Origin of the sequence: Rhodococcus sp. 1R11 (assembly GCF_004563845.1) — a bacterium.
GTDB lineage: Bacteria > Actinomycetota > Actinomycetes > Mycobacteriales > Mycobacteriaceae > Rhodococcoides.
Map to the genome: position 1 here is coordinate 419,562 of NZ_SPNG01000005.1, position 13,165 is coordinate 432,726.

The 13,165-nt window shown below is 64.6% G+C and carries 14 protein-coding genes; 9 read left to right on the forward strand and 5 right to left on the reverse strand.

The annotated features are described in order from the left end of the window. Positions 1 to 58: 58 nt before the first annotated feature. Genes E4P29_RS12015 through E4P29_RS12025 form a run of 3 tightly spaced genes read right to left on the reverse strand, consistent with a single transcriptional unit; the run spans position 59 to position 3,279 of the window. Positions 59 to 892: an alpha/beta fold hydrolase gene (locus E4P29_RS12015; RefSeq protein WP_135044867.1), complete on the reverse strand. Its 834-nt coding sequence runs from the start codon at positions 890 to 892 to the stop codon at positions 59 to 61. Continuing rightward, positions 889 to 1,491 (reverse strand): TetR/AcrR family transcriptional regulator, encoded by a 603-nt coding sequence (locus tag E4P29_RS12020; protein ID WP_135044869.1) that lies wholly within the window; start codon positions 1,489 to 1,491, stop codon positions 889 to 891. Before E4P29_RS12020 ends, E4P29_RS12015 begins: the two co-directional genes overlap by 4 nt. After that, complete coding sequence (locus E4P29_RS12025) at positions 1,492 to 3,279, reverse strand: amidohydrolase family protein (protein WP_135044871.1); 1,788 nt, start codon at positions 3,277 to 3,279, stop codon at positions 1,492 to 1,494. It abuts the gene before it with no gap. 163 nt (positions 3,280 to 3,442) lie between these two features. Between E4P29_RS12025 and E4P29_RS12030 the strand changes: the two genes are divergently transcribed. Genes E4P29_RS12030 through E4P29_RS12050 form a run of 5 tightly spaced genes read left to right on the forward strand, consistent with a single transcriptional unit; the run spans position 3,443 to position 8,967 of the window. After that, complete coding sequence (locus E4P29_RS12030; RefSeq protein ID WP_135044873.1) at positions 3,443 to 5,695, forward strand: hypothetical protein; 2,253 nt, start codon at positions 3,443 to 3,445, stop codon at positions 5,693 to 5,695. Between the two features lie 41 nt (positions 5,696 to 5,736). After that, positions 5,737 to 6,732 (forward strand): glycosyltransferase, encoded by a 996-nt coding sequence (locus E4P29_RS12035; RefSeq protein WP_135044977.1) that lies wholly within the window; start codon positions 5,737 to 5,739, stop codon positions 6,730 to 6,732. After that, the gene (locus tag E4P29_RS12040) at positions 6,729 to 7,670 is read left to right on the forward strand and encodes an NAD(P)-dependent oxidoreductase (RefSeq protein ID WP_135044875.1); all 942 of its coding nucleotides are present in this window, start codon (positions 6,729 to 6,731) and stop codon (positions 7,668 to 7,670) included. Before E4P29_RS12035 ends, E4P29_RS12040 begins: the two co-directional genes overlap by 4 nt. Then, complete coding sequence (locus tag E4P29_RS12045) at positions 7,667 to 8,134, forward strand: GtrA family protein (RefSeq protein WP_032374162.1); 468 nt, start codon at positions 7,667 to 7,669, stop codon at positions 8,132 to 8,134. The genes E4P29_RS12040 and E4P29_RS12045 overlap by 4 nt, the downstream gene beginning before the upstream one ends. Further along, positions 8,131 to 8,967, forward strand: a complete 837-nt coding sequence (locus E4P29_RS12050) for a glycosyltransferase family A protein (RefSeq protein ID WP_135044877.1) — start codon at positions 8,131 to 8,133, stop codon at positions 8,965 to 8,967. The genes E4P29_RS12045 and E4P29_RS12050 overlap by 4 nt, the downstream gene beginning before the upstream one ends. Here E4P29_RS12050 and rfbB read toward each other — a convergent pair. Then, entirely contained in the window at positions 8,964 to 9,968 is a 1,005-nt protein-coding gene (gene rfbB, locus E4P29_RS12055; RefSeq protein WP_135044879.1) for a dTDP-glucose 4,6-dehydratase, read from the reverse strand. The genes E4P29_RS12050 and rfbB overlap by 4 nt on opposite strands. A 90-nt stretch (positions 9,969 to 10,058) precedes the next feature. Between rfbB and E4P29_RS12060 the strand changes: the two genes are divergently transcribed. From E4P29_RS12060 to E4P29_RS12070, 3 genes are read left to right on the forward strand one after another with little or no spacing between them, the layout of a single operon-like run. After that, positions 10,059 to 10,835, forward strand: coding sequence for a hypothetical protein (locus tag E4P29_RS12060; RefSeq protein ID WP_135044881.1), 777 nt, complete (start codon positions 10,059 to 10,061; stop codon positions 10,833 to 10,835). Then, positions 10,832 to 12,040, forward strand: coding sequence for a WXG100 family type VII secretion target (locus tag E4P29_RS12065; protein ID WP_135044884.1), 1,209 nt, complete (start codon positions 10,832 to 10,834; stop codon positions 12,038 to 12,040). Before E4P29_RS12060 ends, E4P29_RS12065 begins: the two co-directional genes overlap by 4 nt. Continuing rightward, a complete protein-coding gene (locus E4P29_RS12070) occupies positions 12,037 to 12,393 on the forward strand; it encodes a hypothetical protein (RefSeq protein ID WP_135044886.1) in 357 nt (118 codons plus the stop codon). Before E4P29_RS12065 ends, E4P29_RS12070 begins: the two co-directional genes overlap by 4 nt. 15 nt (positions 12,394 to 12,408) lie before the next feature. Here the strand turns inward: E4P29_RS12070 and E4P29_RS12075 are convergent, their stop codons facing one another. Next, entirely contained in the window at positions 12,409 to 12,927 is a 519-nt protein-coding gene (locus E4P29_RS12075; protein WP_167735456.1) for a maleylpyruvate isomerase family mycothiol-dependent enzyme, read from the reverse strand. A 130-nt stretch (positions 12,928 to 13,057) separates the two neighbouring features. Here E4P29_RS12075 and E4P29_RS12080 point away from each other — a divergent pair. After that, positions 13,058 to 13,165: sugar phosphate nucleotidyltransferase (locus E4P29_RS12080; protein ID WP_245154281.1), on the forward strand; the 108-nt coding region annotated here is incomplete at its 3' end.

Below are 13,165 nucleotides of genomic sequence, written 5' to 3' on the forward strand. Positions count from 1 at the left end.
TACCATGGTTGCACAGCCCGAGGCCGATCCGTCCGACGCTCGCCGCACTGCCCGCCACCTACTCCCCTTCCCGCACCCTCTCCAGCAGCACACGAGCGGCATCGGCCGGGTGCGTGTACGGCCACCAGTGGCCCGCCTCGACGTGAACGACGCGCAGGTCGGGGATCCACCGATCGAGACCCTCGGTGAGGTTCGTCGACAGCATCGGGTCGTGTGTCGGGACCACCACGGTGGTCGGGACGACGCATCGCGGATCGGGCCTACGGAGCACCCGCCGCAGCACGTTGGCCCGGTACAGCGCGATGCCGCGCTGCTGGTCGGCCGCCGTCGGGGTCGGCTCGCCCTCGGCCTGCAGTCGGGCCAGCAGAGCCGGTATTCGCGTTCGCAGAACGGGCACGTGAAACCCGAAGACGTACCAGGACCTGGCCAACTGCCCCACCAGCGACGGCCATCGATACGGCCGGACCGACCGCGCCCGTGCCACCTGCCGCAGATGATCCAGACTGGGCCCGGACACCGACGTGTACGACGCGAATGCAGTGCTCGCCCGAGGCGAGGCCATCGCCTCCCACATCTGGACCGACCCCCAGTCGTGGGCGAACACGTGGACCTTGCCGGTGAGCCCCGGGATCGACTCGACCACCGCGAAGGCGTCCCGCGCCAGCTGCTCGATGGCGACGTCTGCCGCAGGCTCCAGCACTGACGCTCCGCTGCCTCGTGTGTCGTAGGCGATCACCCGGACCGTGTCGCCGAGCGCGGTGATCAGCGGATCGAACACGTGATGGTTGTCGGGATAGCCGTGCACCAGCAACACCGTGGACTTCGCGGCCGGGTTCCCGTAATCGAAGACGGGAAGCTCGGCCCCCGATGTGCGTACGGTCCAGTGGGTCATCCTGCGTCGGTCAGGGCATGCAGTGCGCCACCGCGCAACAGGTGGGCAATCATCCTCAGCCGCATGGCTTCCTGCTCGGGCTGCGGATGGACCACTGCTGCCAACGCCTCGCCGTCGAGCAGGTGGACGACGCTGAAGACCACTGTTTCCAGATGCTGCGGATCGATCACACCGGCAACGGGAAGCGCACGAGCAAGCTCTGCGATCTGCTCGTGATATCGAACGGTGAACGGCTGCAGCCTCTCTCGCAGCTCGTTGTCGCTGCGGGCGGCTGTCAGCAGCTCGTACCAGGCCCCGTTGATCGGGGCGCGGCACGCTGCTCTGAGCAGTTCGAGACAGTGCTCGATGGACGCGCTACCGAAACCGGACAGGCCGCGGCGAAACTCTTCGAACTGACGTCGACGAACCTCGTCGGCTGCAGCGACGATCAGGTCGAGTCTGGTGTCGAAATGCCGAAACATGGCACCGGACGACACCCCGGCCCGGCTGACGATTTCACTGACACTGGTTGCGGCATAGCCCTTCTCGCACAACGATGCGATAGTCGCGTCGAGCAGCTTTCCGATGGTCTCGGTTCGGCGCTGTTGTTGACTCGCCACTCACACACGCTCCCGGCGTCGAGGAGCCGTGGGAGTGCCCGCCCGCAGGAAGCTACCGGCCCGCTCCGACACCCCGAACCATGGCGCAAAGGTGCCGCCGGAGAACACCACTCGGCCCGCGACCAGAGTGGCGGTGACCGCTCGGTCGTTGCGGTTGACCATGCGGCTCAGGCCACCGAATTCCGGCATGGTCTCCTCGCGATAGGCCAGGACATCCTCGTTCAAGCCCTCCGGGTCGATCACGACGATATTGGCGCGGTCCCCCACCCGCAGGTGACCGGCGTCGACACCGTAGAAGTCGGCCAGTTCGCCGGTGAGCTTGTGCACGGCCTTCTCCACGGTCATGAACGGCCTGCGATCGTTTCGCGCGTCGTGCACGCGGTGCAGCAACCGAATGCCGAAGTTGTAGAACGCCATGTTGCGGAGATGAGCGCCGGCATCGGAGAAACCAACGGTCACCCCGGGCTGATTGATCAGCTTGTCCATCTGCCGCTTACGGTGATTGGCAACCGTCGTGTGCCAGCGCAGCTTTCGGCCGTGCTCGACCACCAGATCGAGGAACGCATCCACCACGTGCACACCGCGCTCGGCCGCGACCTCCGCGATGTTCTTTCCGACGACCGACGCGTCGGGGCACTCGGTGATCTCGGCGTCGGCGAAGTCGCGGTGCCAGACGCGCGAGCTGAACTTCTTCTCGAAGTCGGCACGGAACCAGCGGCGGTAGGCCTCGTCCGAGAGCAACTCGTTGCGGCCCAACTCTTCTCGCAGATGCAGTGCGGCGCGGCCGGAGCCGAACTCCTCGAACACCACCAGGTCGATGCCGTCGGAATACACGTCGAACGTGGTGGGCAGGTGCTGCCAGCGGAACTGGCCCTTGCCCGGGCCGTTGACCATCCGGGCGAGCGGGCCGAAGACGCGATGGATCCACGGCGACGCCTTGGCATCGGCCGCCGCCAGCAGCGAGATCTTGAGCGGAGTGCGGCCCACCCCGGTGGCCGAGGCGAGGAAGAACAACATGTCGTACTTGGTGTTCAGGTTCGGAATGCTCTGCAACAACCGACCGCGTCGACGCAGAATCTTGTGCAGAGAACGGAATTCGCTCCACCGCGCGTACGAGGACGGCAACGAACGAGACCGGTATCGATCGCCGTCCAACTTGTCCCACGGGTTCGTCATGGTCGACATTCCGAGCAGCCCGGCGTCGAGCGCCTTTTCGAGCGCGTCGGACATGGCACGCCATTCTTCGCGGGTGGGCTTCTGACTGCGGTCGGTCGAGCGGTCGAGACCCATGACGTGCGCACGGAGATCCGAATGACCCACCAACGCAGCGATATTGGGACCCAGAGGCAGGCGCTCGAGGGCTGCGATGTACTCGTCGGGACTGTTCCAATTTTTGTGCGCATCGACGGCTTTGAGGACATGATCTCGCGGAAGCGCCTCGACCCGACTGAACAGATCCGCGATGTCGACCGGAGTGGAATAGAGAGTCGACAACGAACAGTTACCCAGTAGAACCGTTGTGACCCCGTGCCGGACGGATTCTTCGAGACCCGGCCCGACCAACACCTCTGCGTCGTAATGGGTGTGTACGTCCACGAAGCCCGGCGTGACCCACTTACCGGTGGCATCGACCACCTCGGTCGTCGCGCCCGCCTTGAGCGGCGTGGCCGACACGGCCCGCACGACGCCGTCGACGATGCCCACATCCGCCCGAACTCCAGGACCGCCGGATCCGTCGTACACGGTCCCGCCGGTGATGACGACGTCGAAAGGAATGTTCGGGTTCATGTGACCTCCGTCATAGAATGACGAAACCATAACTTAGAGAGTGGTCACTCGCAATAGCCGCTTTCCTGCGGACATCTGCGTGATGCATGCCTCGGCGTTTCGGCTCGAGAGCAAGACGACAGCTACAGTCGGGTGTCTTTGCCCGAACTCACGGAGTTGACCCTTGCCCACCACGGATACCCAGATCGCGAGCAGTTCCCTGCCCGACAGCAGACGAGAGCGCCTCGTATGGGGAGCGGCAATTGCGGCCGTCGTCGTGTTGGGCTATCTCCTGGTGCTCAGCGTCGACCCGCGTTTCTTCTACATCGACGACACCGAATCCGGTGCCATCCCCAACTGGCTTCAACTCGGGCGCATCATGCGTGACGGTCACTTCCCGTCCCTCGTGCTCGATCAGTGGATGGCGGGCAACTATCCCGTCGAAGGCCAGGGCGGACTGTGGAACCCGGTGCAGATGGCGATCAACTACATCTCGCCCTCGATCGACAACCTGGTCCTGCTCGCGACGGTCGTCAAACTGGGCTTCTCGATCCTGCTGGCCTGGGGGGTGTACCGCGTCGCGCTCGTCTACGGGGCACGCGCCAACTGGGCCGCCGTCGCGGGCGCAAGCGCGCCGTTCGTCGGCTTCACCCTGTTCTTCGAGAACACCTCGTGGGTGACGGCCCTCATCGGCACCGCGTACATCACCAACGCATGGGCGAGCTCGGTGAAGTACGCCCGCGGCCACAGCGGCCCCGTCGTGCCGTTCGTGTTCCTCTACCTGGCCATCAGCGTCGGATACGTTCACGCCGCGGTCATGGCCGGTGTGATGATCGGATCCGTCGCCATCGGCGAGCGACTGTTCCAGCGGCTGTGGCGTCCGGCGCTGAAGGTGTGCAGCGTCGGCATCGCTGCCGCCGCCTGCGGGGCCGTCACCTTCCTGCCCGGAGTGCTCACGTCCGCGGTCACCTGGCGCAGCGGTGACGAGGGAACGTTCAACGACAACTTCCTGACGGCACCGTGGTCGGAATCGTTGACCGCCAGCATCCCGACGGCCGTGACCAGCATCGAATCGTGGGCAGGCGAGACCACCGAATCCCCGGTCACCTACATAGCCTGGTTCCTCGTCCCCGCGCTCGCGTTCATCGCGTGGCGTCGGGTACCCGCATCCTTGCGCGAGCTGGCCGCACCACTGATTCTGTTGGCATTCGCGCTGGTCTTCACCGCGGGCCCCAGCGACATCGGCCCCATCCGCTGGCCCGCACGCATCCTCCCCTTCGTCGCTATCGTCGCGTTGATCCTCGTCGTCACCCTGATCAGCCGATACGGAACTCTGGACAAGCTGCGGCCCCGATTGCTCGCCGCCGGCCTGCTGACGCTGGTGTTGCTGCTGCGTGCAGGCTCGTCGGGTCCGGAGTTCTTCGGCCGCCACATCGTTGCTGCGCTCGCGATCCTGCTGGTCGGCGCACTCGCCCTGCTGCTCGTCCACCGCTTCTCCACCCAGGCCACCGCCACGCTGATCCTGGTCACGATCGCGCCGATCGCGATGTACCAGGTGGCCGGATACCAACCGCCGTTCGCCAAATGGTGGCTCCCCACCTCTCAGTCCGAGGCCAAAGCCCAGTTCCCGCAGTGGCAGGGCTCGACGCTGCAGCTCGGCAGTCGCGCGCTGACCGAGACCGAAGCCGACGGGCCCGACGACCCGCAACTGCCGTGGCACTCCCAGGTCTACGGCAACTCCGCCAAGGTCATGGGCCTGGACTACGTCAACGCCTACACCCCCGTCGGCTACCTCGATTTCGCCAACCTGCTGTGCTTCGAGCACGAGGGTTCGACCTGCACCGACGCCTTCGACCGGCTCTTCGAGATCGAGCCGTACACCGGCAAGACCTACGCCGATCTGATGCAGCTCGACCGCGTCGTGCTGCAGAAACTGCAGTATCCGTTCGCGGATTCCCAACCCGCGCCCGCAGGCTGGCAGTGGGTCACCGCACCCACCCCCGATTCCGCTCGGCAGGTCTACGTCCTCGAACGCGTCGATGGATTGATTCCTGCCGCGTCGGGACGCGTCGTAGCGACGGTGAACGCCTCCGCCGACCCGATCTCGTCCGACGCGGACTCCGAACACGTCACCGTCTCCGCGCCCGCCGGTGGCAGCGTCGTCTTCTCGCGGTTGGCCTGGCCCGGCTACACCGCCACTCTGAACGGTGAACCGCTGCAGACGAAGGGCCTGGCCGATATCTTCCTGTACGTCGACCTGCCGCCCGGCACCGACGCAGCGGACCTGGAACTCACCTTCCGGCCGCCCGGTGAACGACTCGGACTCGCTGCCATGGCCGGTGGGGTGATGGTGCTGATCGGCCTGGTCGTACTCGATGTTCGACGCCGTCGACGCCCCTCCGCGCCGGAGTTCGGCAGTACGACGTCCAGCAGATAGGGTCAGACCTCGTGACGTCCGACGCTGCTGCTCCGCACCGCATCTCCATCGTGGTTCCGGTCTACCAGGGCGAACGGACGCTCAGCGCGCTGATGGACGAGATCATCCCGTTGACGCAGGTCACCCACACGCCCCTCGGGCGGCCGATGATCGTCGAAGAAGTTCTCCTCGTGTTCGATCACGGACCCGACAACTCCGCAGCCGTGATCCGGCAGCTGACCGAGGCGCATACGTTCGTTCGCGGCGTGTGGCTCAGTCGTAACTTCGGCCAACACCCCGCCACCCTCGCCGGCATGGCATCGAGCGGCGGCGAATGGATCGTCACGATGGACGAGGACGGCCAACACGACCCGGCCGCGATCGGCGGCATGCTCGATACCGCCCTCGACCGGCAATCCACCGTCGTCTACGCCAAGCCGACGAACGTCGCACCGCACGGACTCTGGCGCAACGCCGCCTCACGCGGAGCGAAGTGGCTCATCGCCAAGGCTCTGGCCGGAGACAACACCGTCGACTACCAGAGCTACCGCCTGGTCCTCGGCGAAGTCGGTCGATCCGTTGCCGCCTACGCCGGCTCCGAGGCATACCTCGACATCGCACTCGGGTGGATTGCAGGCGACGTCACGACGAGCCCGGTGGCACTGCGAGAAGAAGTGGACCGTCGATCGGGATACCGACTGCGGACGCTTCTGTCGCACTTCTGGCGAATGGTGCTCTCCAGCGGCACCAAAGGTCTGCGACTGGTGTCCTTCATCGGCATCGCGTTCGCGCTACTCGGCCTCGTTCTCGTCGCCTACGTGCTGGTGTCGTACTTCGTCTTCGATTCCGGTGCCGAAGTGCGAGGCTGGGCATCGACGATGGTGATCCTGCTGTTCGGCTTCGGAGCCACCCTGTTCTCACTCGGAGTGGTGGCCGAGTACGTCGGCGTCAACGTCAAGACCGCCATGGGCAAGCCGCCCTACCTGATCGTGACCGACCCTGGAAACGGGCCGCTCGGACGCACCGGACCGTCGACCGATCCCGCACCGCCGGCGTGAGCGCGACGCACACCTGGGTCGTCGGCAGCGGCGGACTGCTCGGCGCATCGGTGACGCGGGAAGCTCGACGACGCGGACATCACGTGCACACCAGTGCAATCCCGTGGTCCGACCGATCACTGGCCGAAGAAACTCTGCTGCAACGCTGTTCGGCCTTCTTCGACTCGTTCCGGACCGGCGCGTGGAACGTCGTCTGGGCCGCCGGAGCCGGCGTGAACGGCACCAGTGCAGCACAATTCGCCGAAGAGAACGATCTGATCCGGACCGTACTGGCCCGGGTCGAGTCCGTCGCCGCGGACCGCACGGACACCGGAACGGTGTTTCTCGCCTCGTCTGCCGGAGGCGTCTACGCCGGCGCACTGGGAGCCCCACACGACGAAGAAACACCGCCGATCCCGCTGGGCGACTACGGTTTCGCGAAACTGCAATCCGAGTCGGTCGCGACCGAATTCGGCGTCCGCACCGGGGTCAACGTTGTCGTCGGCCGATTCGCCAACCTCTACGGCCCGGGACAGAATCTCGCGAAACCTCAGGGGTTGATCTCGCACCTGTGCCGCGGATACCTGATGGCCTCACCGGTGTCGATCTACGTCCCCATGGACACCCTGCGCGATTACCTCTACGTCAGCGACGCCGCCGAAATGGTGGCCGATGCCCTCGCCGTCTCCGCCGAACGGCGTATCGCTCCGACGATCAAGATCTTCGCCTCGGGTGAGGCCGTCACCATCGGTTCCATTCTCGGTGCCTGTCGAACGGTCTTTCGTCGACGGCCCAACGTGGTGCTCGCGGCCTCTCCCCTCGCGGCGTTCCAGGGACGCGACCTACGCCTGCGGTCGACGGTCTGGCCGCAGATCGATCGACGCACCCACCGCACACTGCCTGCGGGCATTGCCTCGACCCTGTTCGCGACGCGTCAGGCACTGGCGGTGGGCCGATGACCGAGCCGCAGACTCCCGCACCCCCGGCCGGCATGAACGGTGCACCGGGACCGCTGATGCGCATCGTCAAGAATCAGAAGATCGCATTTCTGCTCGTCGGCGGCGTCAACACCGCACTGGGCACTGCATGGTTCATCGTGTGGCAGTTGCTGATCGGGGAGCGATACGGCTACCACGCCGCCATCGTGCTCGGGTATCTGTGCAACGTACTGTGCGCGTTCGCTATGTATCGCTACCTCGTGTTTCGCGTTCGCGGGCACTTCTTCAGAGATCTGCTCCGGTTCTTCGTGGTCAACTTCGGAGCGTTCCTCGCCAACATCTCACTGATGACCCTCGCCGTCTCGGTATTCCACTTCCCGCCCATCCCTTCCCAATTGGTCGTCACAGCAGTGATGGCAGTCGTCAGCTTCTTCGGCTACCGCGACTTCTCGTTTCGCAGAAAGAGCCAGGACCCCACACCATGACACCCCGAGTTTCCGTCGTCGTCCCGGCGTACAACAACGCCGAATACCTGGCCGAGACCATCGATTCGATTCTCGCCCAGACGTTCACGGACTTCGAGCTGGTCATTGCCGACCATTCGTCGACCGACGGCACCCTGGCCGTTGCCCAGAAGTACGACGATCCACGCATTCGCCTCCTCACCACACCTGCGGGCGGTGGGGCACAGGCCAACTGGAATCGCGTCACCGAGGAAGCGTCGGGTGAGCTGATCAAACTCGTGTGCGGTGACGACACCATCCACCGCACCGCGCTCGCCGCCCAGGTACAGGCTTTCGACGCCCATCCGACCGCGGTACTCGTCGCCGCACAGCGCACGTTGATCGACGCCAACAGCAAAACCGTCATCGCCGCGCGCGGACTCGGCGGACTACAGGGCAAGACGTCGGGTCGAGTGGCCGCGAGAACGGCAGTTCGGGCCGGAGCCAACATCTTCGGTGAACCCGGCGGCGTCATGATGAAGCTCTCGGAACTGCGCGCAGTAGGACTGTGGGACAACAGTCACCCGTATCTGATCGACCAGGCCACCTTCATCGCCGTAGCGCTGCGCGGCGACATCGTTGCCATTCCCCAGCCGCTGGCGTCGTTCCGCATCAACTCGGGACAGTGGAGCGTCGAGCTGGCCACCCAGCAGGCCCGTCAGGCCGCCGACTTCCACCGCTCCCTCCAGGCGAACGACCCGACGTTGTTGTCCGACAGTGACGTTCGCATCGGAAACGTTAAGGCACTCATGACCTCGTTCATGCGGCGCGCCGTGTACCTGTTGCTGCGACACCGGATGTCGCGCAGAGGTTAAGGCAGTACGGACTCTTTCGCCGCATAGACGGCCTCGGTGGCATCCTTCTGCGGTCGCCACCACTGCTCGTTGTCGCGGTACCAGTCGACGGTCGCTTTCAATCCGGCGCGGAAGTCGACATAGGTTGGTGTCCAACCCAATTCGGTGCGGAGCTTGGTCGAGTCGATGGCGTAGCGAAGGTCGTGGCCGGGGCGGTCGGTGACGAAATCGAATGCGTCGGGTGCGTTGCCGGTCTCTTCGAGGATCGCTTCGAGGACGGTGCGGTTGTTGGCTTCGCCGTCGGCTCCGATGAGATAGGTCTCGCCGATGCGGCCGCCGTCGATGATGGCCCAGACGGCACTGTTGTGATCGTCGACGTGGATCCAGTCGCGCACGTTCTGCCCCGCACCGTAGAGCTTGGGGCGTGAGCCGCTGAGGATATTGGTGATCTGACGCGGGATGAACTTCTCCACGTGCTGATACGGGCCGTAGTTGTTGGAGCAGTTCGAGATGGTGGAGCGGACCCCGAACGATCGGGTCCAGGCACGCACCAGCAGATCACTCGACGCCTTGGTCGAGGAGTACGGGCTCGACGGATTGTACGGGGTCGATTCGGTGAACCGTGCCGGATCGTCGAGTTCGAGGTCGCCGTAGACCTCGTCGGTGGAGATGTGGTGGTAGCGGACGTCGTGTTCGCGGACCGCGTTGAGCAGGGTGGTGGTTCCGATGACGTTGGTGTGCACGAACGGCCACGGGTCGGTCAGGGAGTTGTCGTTGTGGGATTCGGCGGCGAAGTGGACGACGAGATCGGTCTCGCGGACGAGGCTGTCGACGAGATCGGCGTCGGCGATGTCGCCGTGCACGAAGTCGATGCGATCGGCGACGGGGTCCAGGGAGGCCTTGTTGCCGGCGTAGGTGAGCTTGTCGAGCACGGTGACCTGGGAGTCGGGGCGCTGCGCGAGGGTCTGATGGACGAAGTTCGCGCCGATGAACCCGGCCCCACCCGTGACGAGAATTCTCATGAACAGGCACTTTACCGCTGGAGGGTCGTGTGGGCCGTTCTTGTCGGGCGCGCGTGCTAGCTTCTGTTCGACTTCGGGGGGAGTACGTCAATGGGTCTGGGAAAAATTCTTGTCCGTCTCGCGGCACTGATAACGCTGCTGTTCGGGTTCATGTGGGCAATTCCGCAGCTGGCTCCGCAAGTACCGGAACCGTACGAGGGTGTACGGGCTCTGCCACCGGTGTCGCCGAAACCCACGGGCTCGACGACCGTGCCGCCGCCCCTGCCGCGGGGTTTTCCGTCGATGGAACGCCCGCCACCGCAAATCGAGGTGCCCGACGGGCAGCCGCAGCCCATCGCCACCAAATTCGGCTGGACTTACGACATTCCGGCTGACTGGGAGAATTGGAACGACGGATTCTCGGAGTGGGTCGGTGAGGACGGGTCGACCGCAACGTACGGCGCAATGGGTCTTCACGGTCGATTCGATTGCGCAGCCGGTGAGTTCGAGTCTTCGGCAATCAGCGGAATGACCGGTCGCCGTGCCGGTGACTTGACTGTCCTCGCCTATCGAGAGGTGCAGAAAGCGTCGATGATCTTCACCAACGAAGATGGGTCTCTGGAACCCACCGTTAGGATCGGGGACCCCAAGTATCTGCAGATCGACGGAGCTCCGGCTGTCCACTACACAGCCCTGGTGGAAGACATACCGGACTCGCCGTACTGCCCTCCTCCCCGCGCGACATTCGACGTCGTCACGACTACCGGTTTCGCCACCGCAGAGGTCGCGGTCTTCGTCGTGCTCGCCGACCGTGATGTCGAGAACGCACTGACGGACGAAGACGTCGAAGGCCTCATCTCCTCACTACGGAAGAGCTCGACGGAATGACCGAACAGCTCGCGGCAAAGACATCCGAAATCGCCGGTCTCGGTAACCTTCTCGATCGCATCGGTGCCGATACCCTGGTCAGTCACCACTACTTGCTCGACAACGCGGGCCTCGGCGAGAACGTGGTCGGAGAAATTCTGAAGAAGCTGCGTCCGTATATCGCACGCTTCCAAGAGATGACCCGCACCCGACACGTTCACCTGTCGGCCAACTGCGGCGAGATGGGGGCCGAGCTGAACAAAGCTGCCTGGTTGTATGCCGATCAAGATCGAAAGAATTACGACCTGCTCAACGCCCACACATCTGTACCACCGCTACCCGGCAGCGACCGCGGGAGTTCGGATCACGCCGCGGCCGGGCATGTAGACGAATTCGACGGTGCCGCTGACTACGGATATCCTCACGGAATCGATTATCCTCCAACCAATCCCGTCATCGACGACATCCGCGACGTGCTCGCCGATGCCTCCGAGCGGCTCGGCGAGATCGACCGAACGATCTTCGAACTCGCCGGGTGGAGTCCGCTACGCGAAGCGACCATTCCTGTCACCGGCAACTGGAACGAAATCCGTCGAATCGGTCAGGCGTACCAGATTGCGGGCGACGCCATGGAAGCCGCAGCAGAGTCGTTGGCTGCAGGAGTACGCCGCGTCGACGGTCACTGGGACGGCGCAGCCGCTCAGGCATTCACCGACTATGCCGACCGACAACTCGCCGCAATGCGATGGGAAGGGCATGCCGGCCGAACGATCGCCGCAATCTGTACAGCCATTGCCGAGCAACTTCGTAGCGCAGCGCTGGCAGTGGTCCGCAAGATCGTCGAATTGCTCGAGTCCGAAGTGGCCGTCGACAACGCCCGCGGTGCACTGAAGGTCATGCTCAAGAAAGTGCCGGTGGTCGGCACTGCATGGCAGGTGCAGAGCATCATCGAAATATGCTTGACGGCAATGGATCTGTCCAAGGATCTCATTGTGAAGATCGAGCAGGTGGTCGACGACTTCGGCGGGTTCCTCGACGCGCTCGGCGACCCCGAAGGCCAGGTGGGCCAGAAGATCGACGACACGCTGCGGCCGCTGAACGACCTCCTCGACTACGGCAAGCAAGCCGTCGAAGCGGGCAAGACCGCGGATATCCGACCGGTACTCGACACACCGGACGAGGACTTCTCCGTCGGCACCGGCGACGAACCATGGCGGGACGCATGATCGAGTCCCTGCCTCCACACACCCGCGCTGCCTACGACCGACTGATGGCATCCTGCGGAGAGCTCGAAGCCACGCGTACACGCGCCTCGAAAGCAGACCTGAAAACCCGCACCGTCACAACGGAACTACTGGCCCGCGTGGCGTCCTCACCGCGAGCGTCGGCCGACCTGATTCACTACGCACGCCGCGTCGCGTCGGGCGAATGCAGTTGGGAACGAATCCAGATGGACGCGAATCCGCTGCCTCCGGAGGTGCACGAGCTCACAGCCGATCCGCTGATCGTGTGGCCGTCGGAATGGCCGACACCGACGACCGAAGCCCTGTCTCAGCCCTATCGAATCCCGTGGGAGTGAGCGTCGCTGGACGTGTCAGGACCGTCGAACAGTACGCCCGGCAAAAGCCGCGATGCGCTCGTACGCGTTTGCCCCGTCGGGTGCAGGCTGCTCGGGATCGAAGGCACCGCCCCTGCGCTCATCGGTCATATTGGCCGACATGAACACCATCCCCTCCTCCGCCACGGTCTGGTCGAAGTCGTCGGTACCGCGCCCGAGTGCCGTCGCAAGGTCCCACGCGTGCACCGAAAGCTCAGCAGCGACCATGCCGGCCGGCAGCGGTGAACCTGCGTCGAGCTCGGTCAGCAGTTCACGGGTCCGGGCGGTCCACAGCGGAACCGGATCCGAGGAGGGCTCGGGTACCGCCGACCAGTCGATCTCCCCGCCTCGAGCCATCGTCACCAAGTTGGCCGCGGTGTGCACCAGGTGGTCCGTCAGGTCAGCGACGGTCCACTCCGTGCAGGGCGTGGCCGACGCGCGTTCGTCTGCGGTCACAGCAGAGAGCAGAGCGGTGACCTGGCTGATACCGGTTTCGATCTGGGTGCGGCTCGTCACGATCGTTGTCCTCGGATCTCTCGGAAGGCTGCGTATGCGGCGAGCGTAGGTGCACCTCGGAGCTCACGCAGCGGAAACGGGGAAGGCACAACCGCACGGGTGATCGGAAGGTCTGGAAGACTTCGGGCTCATGCGGGGAATCATTCTGGCGGGCGGCACGGGCTCACGGCTTCATCCGATCACGATGGGCGTCAGCAAACAGCTGGTCCCGGTCTACGACAAACCGATGATCTACTAC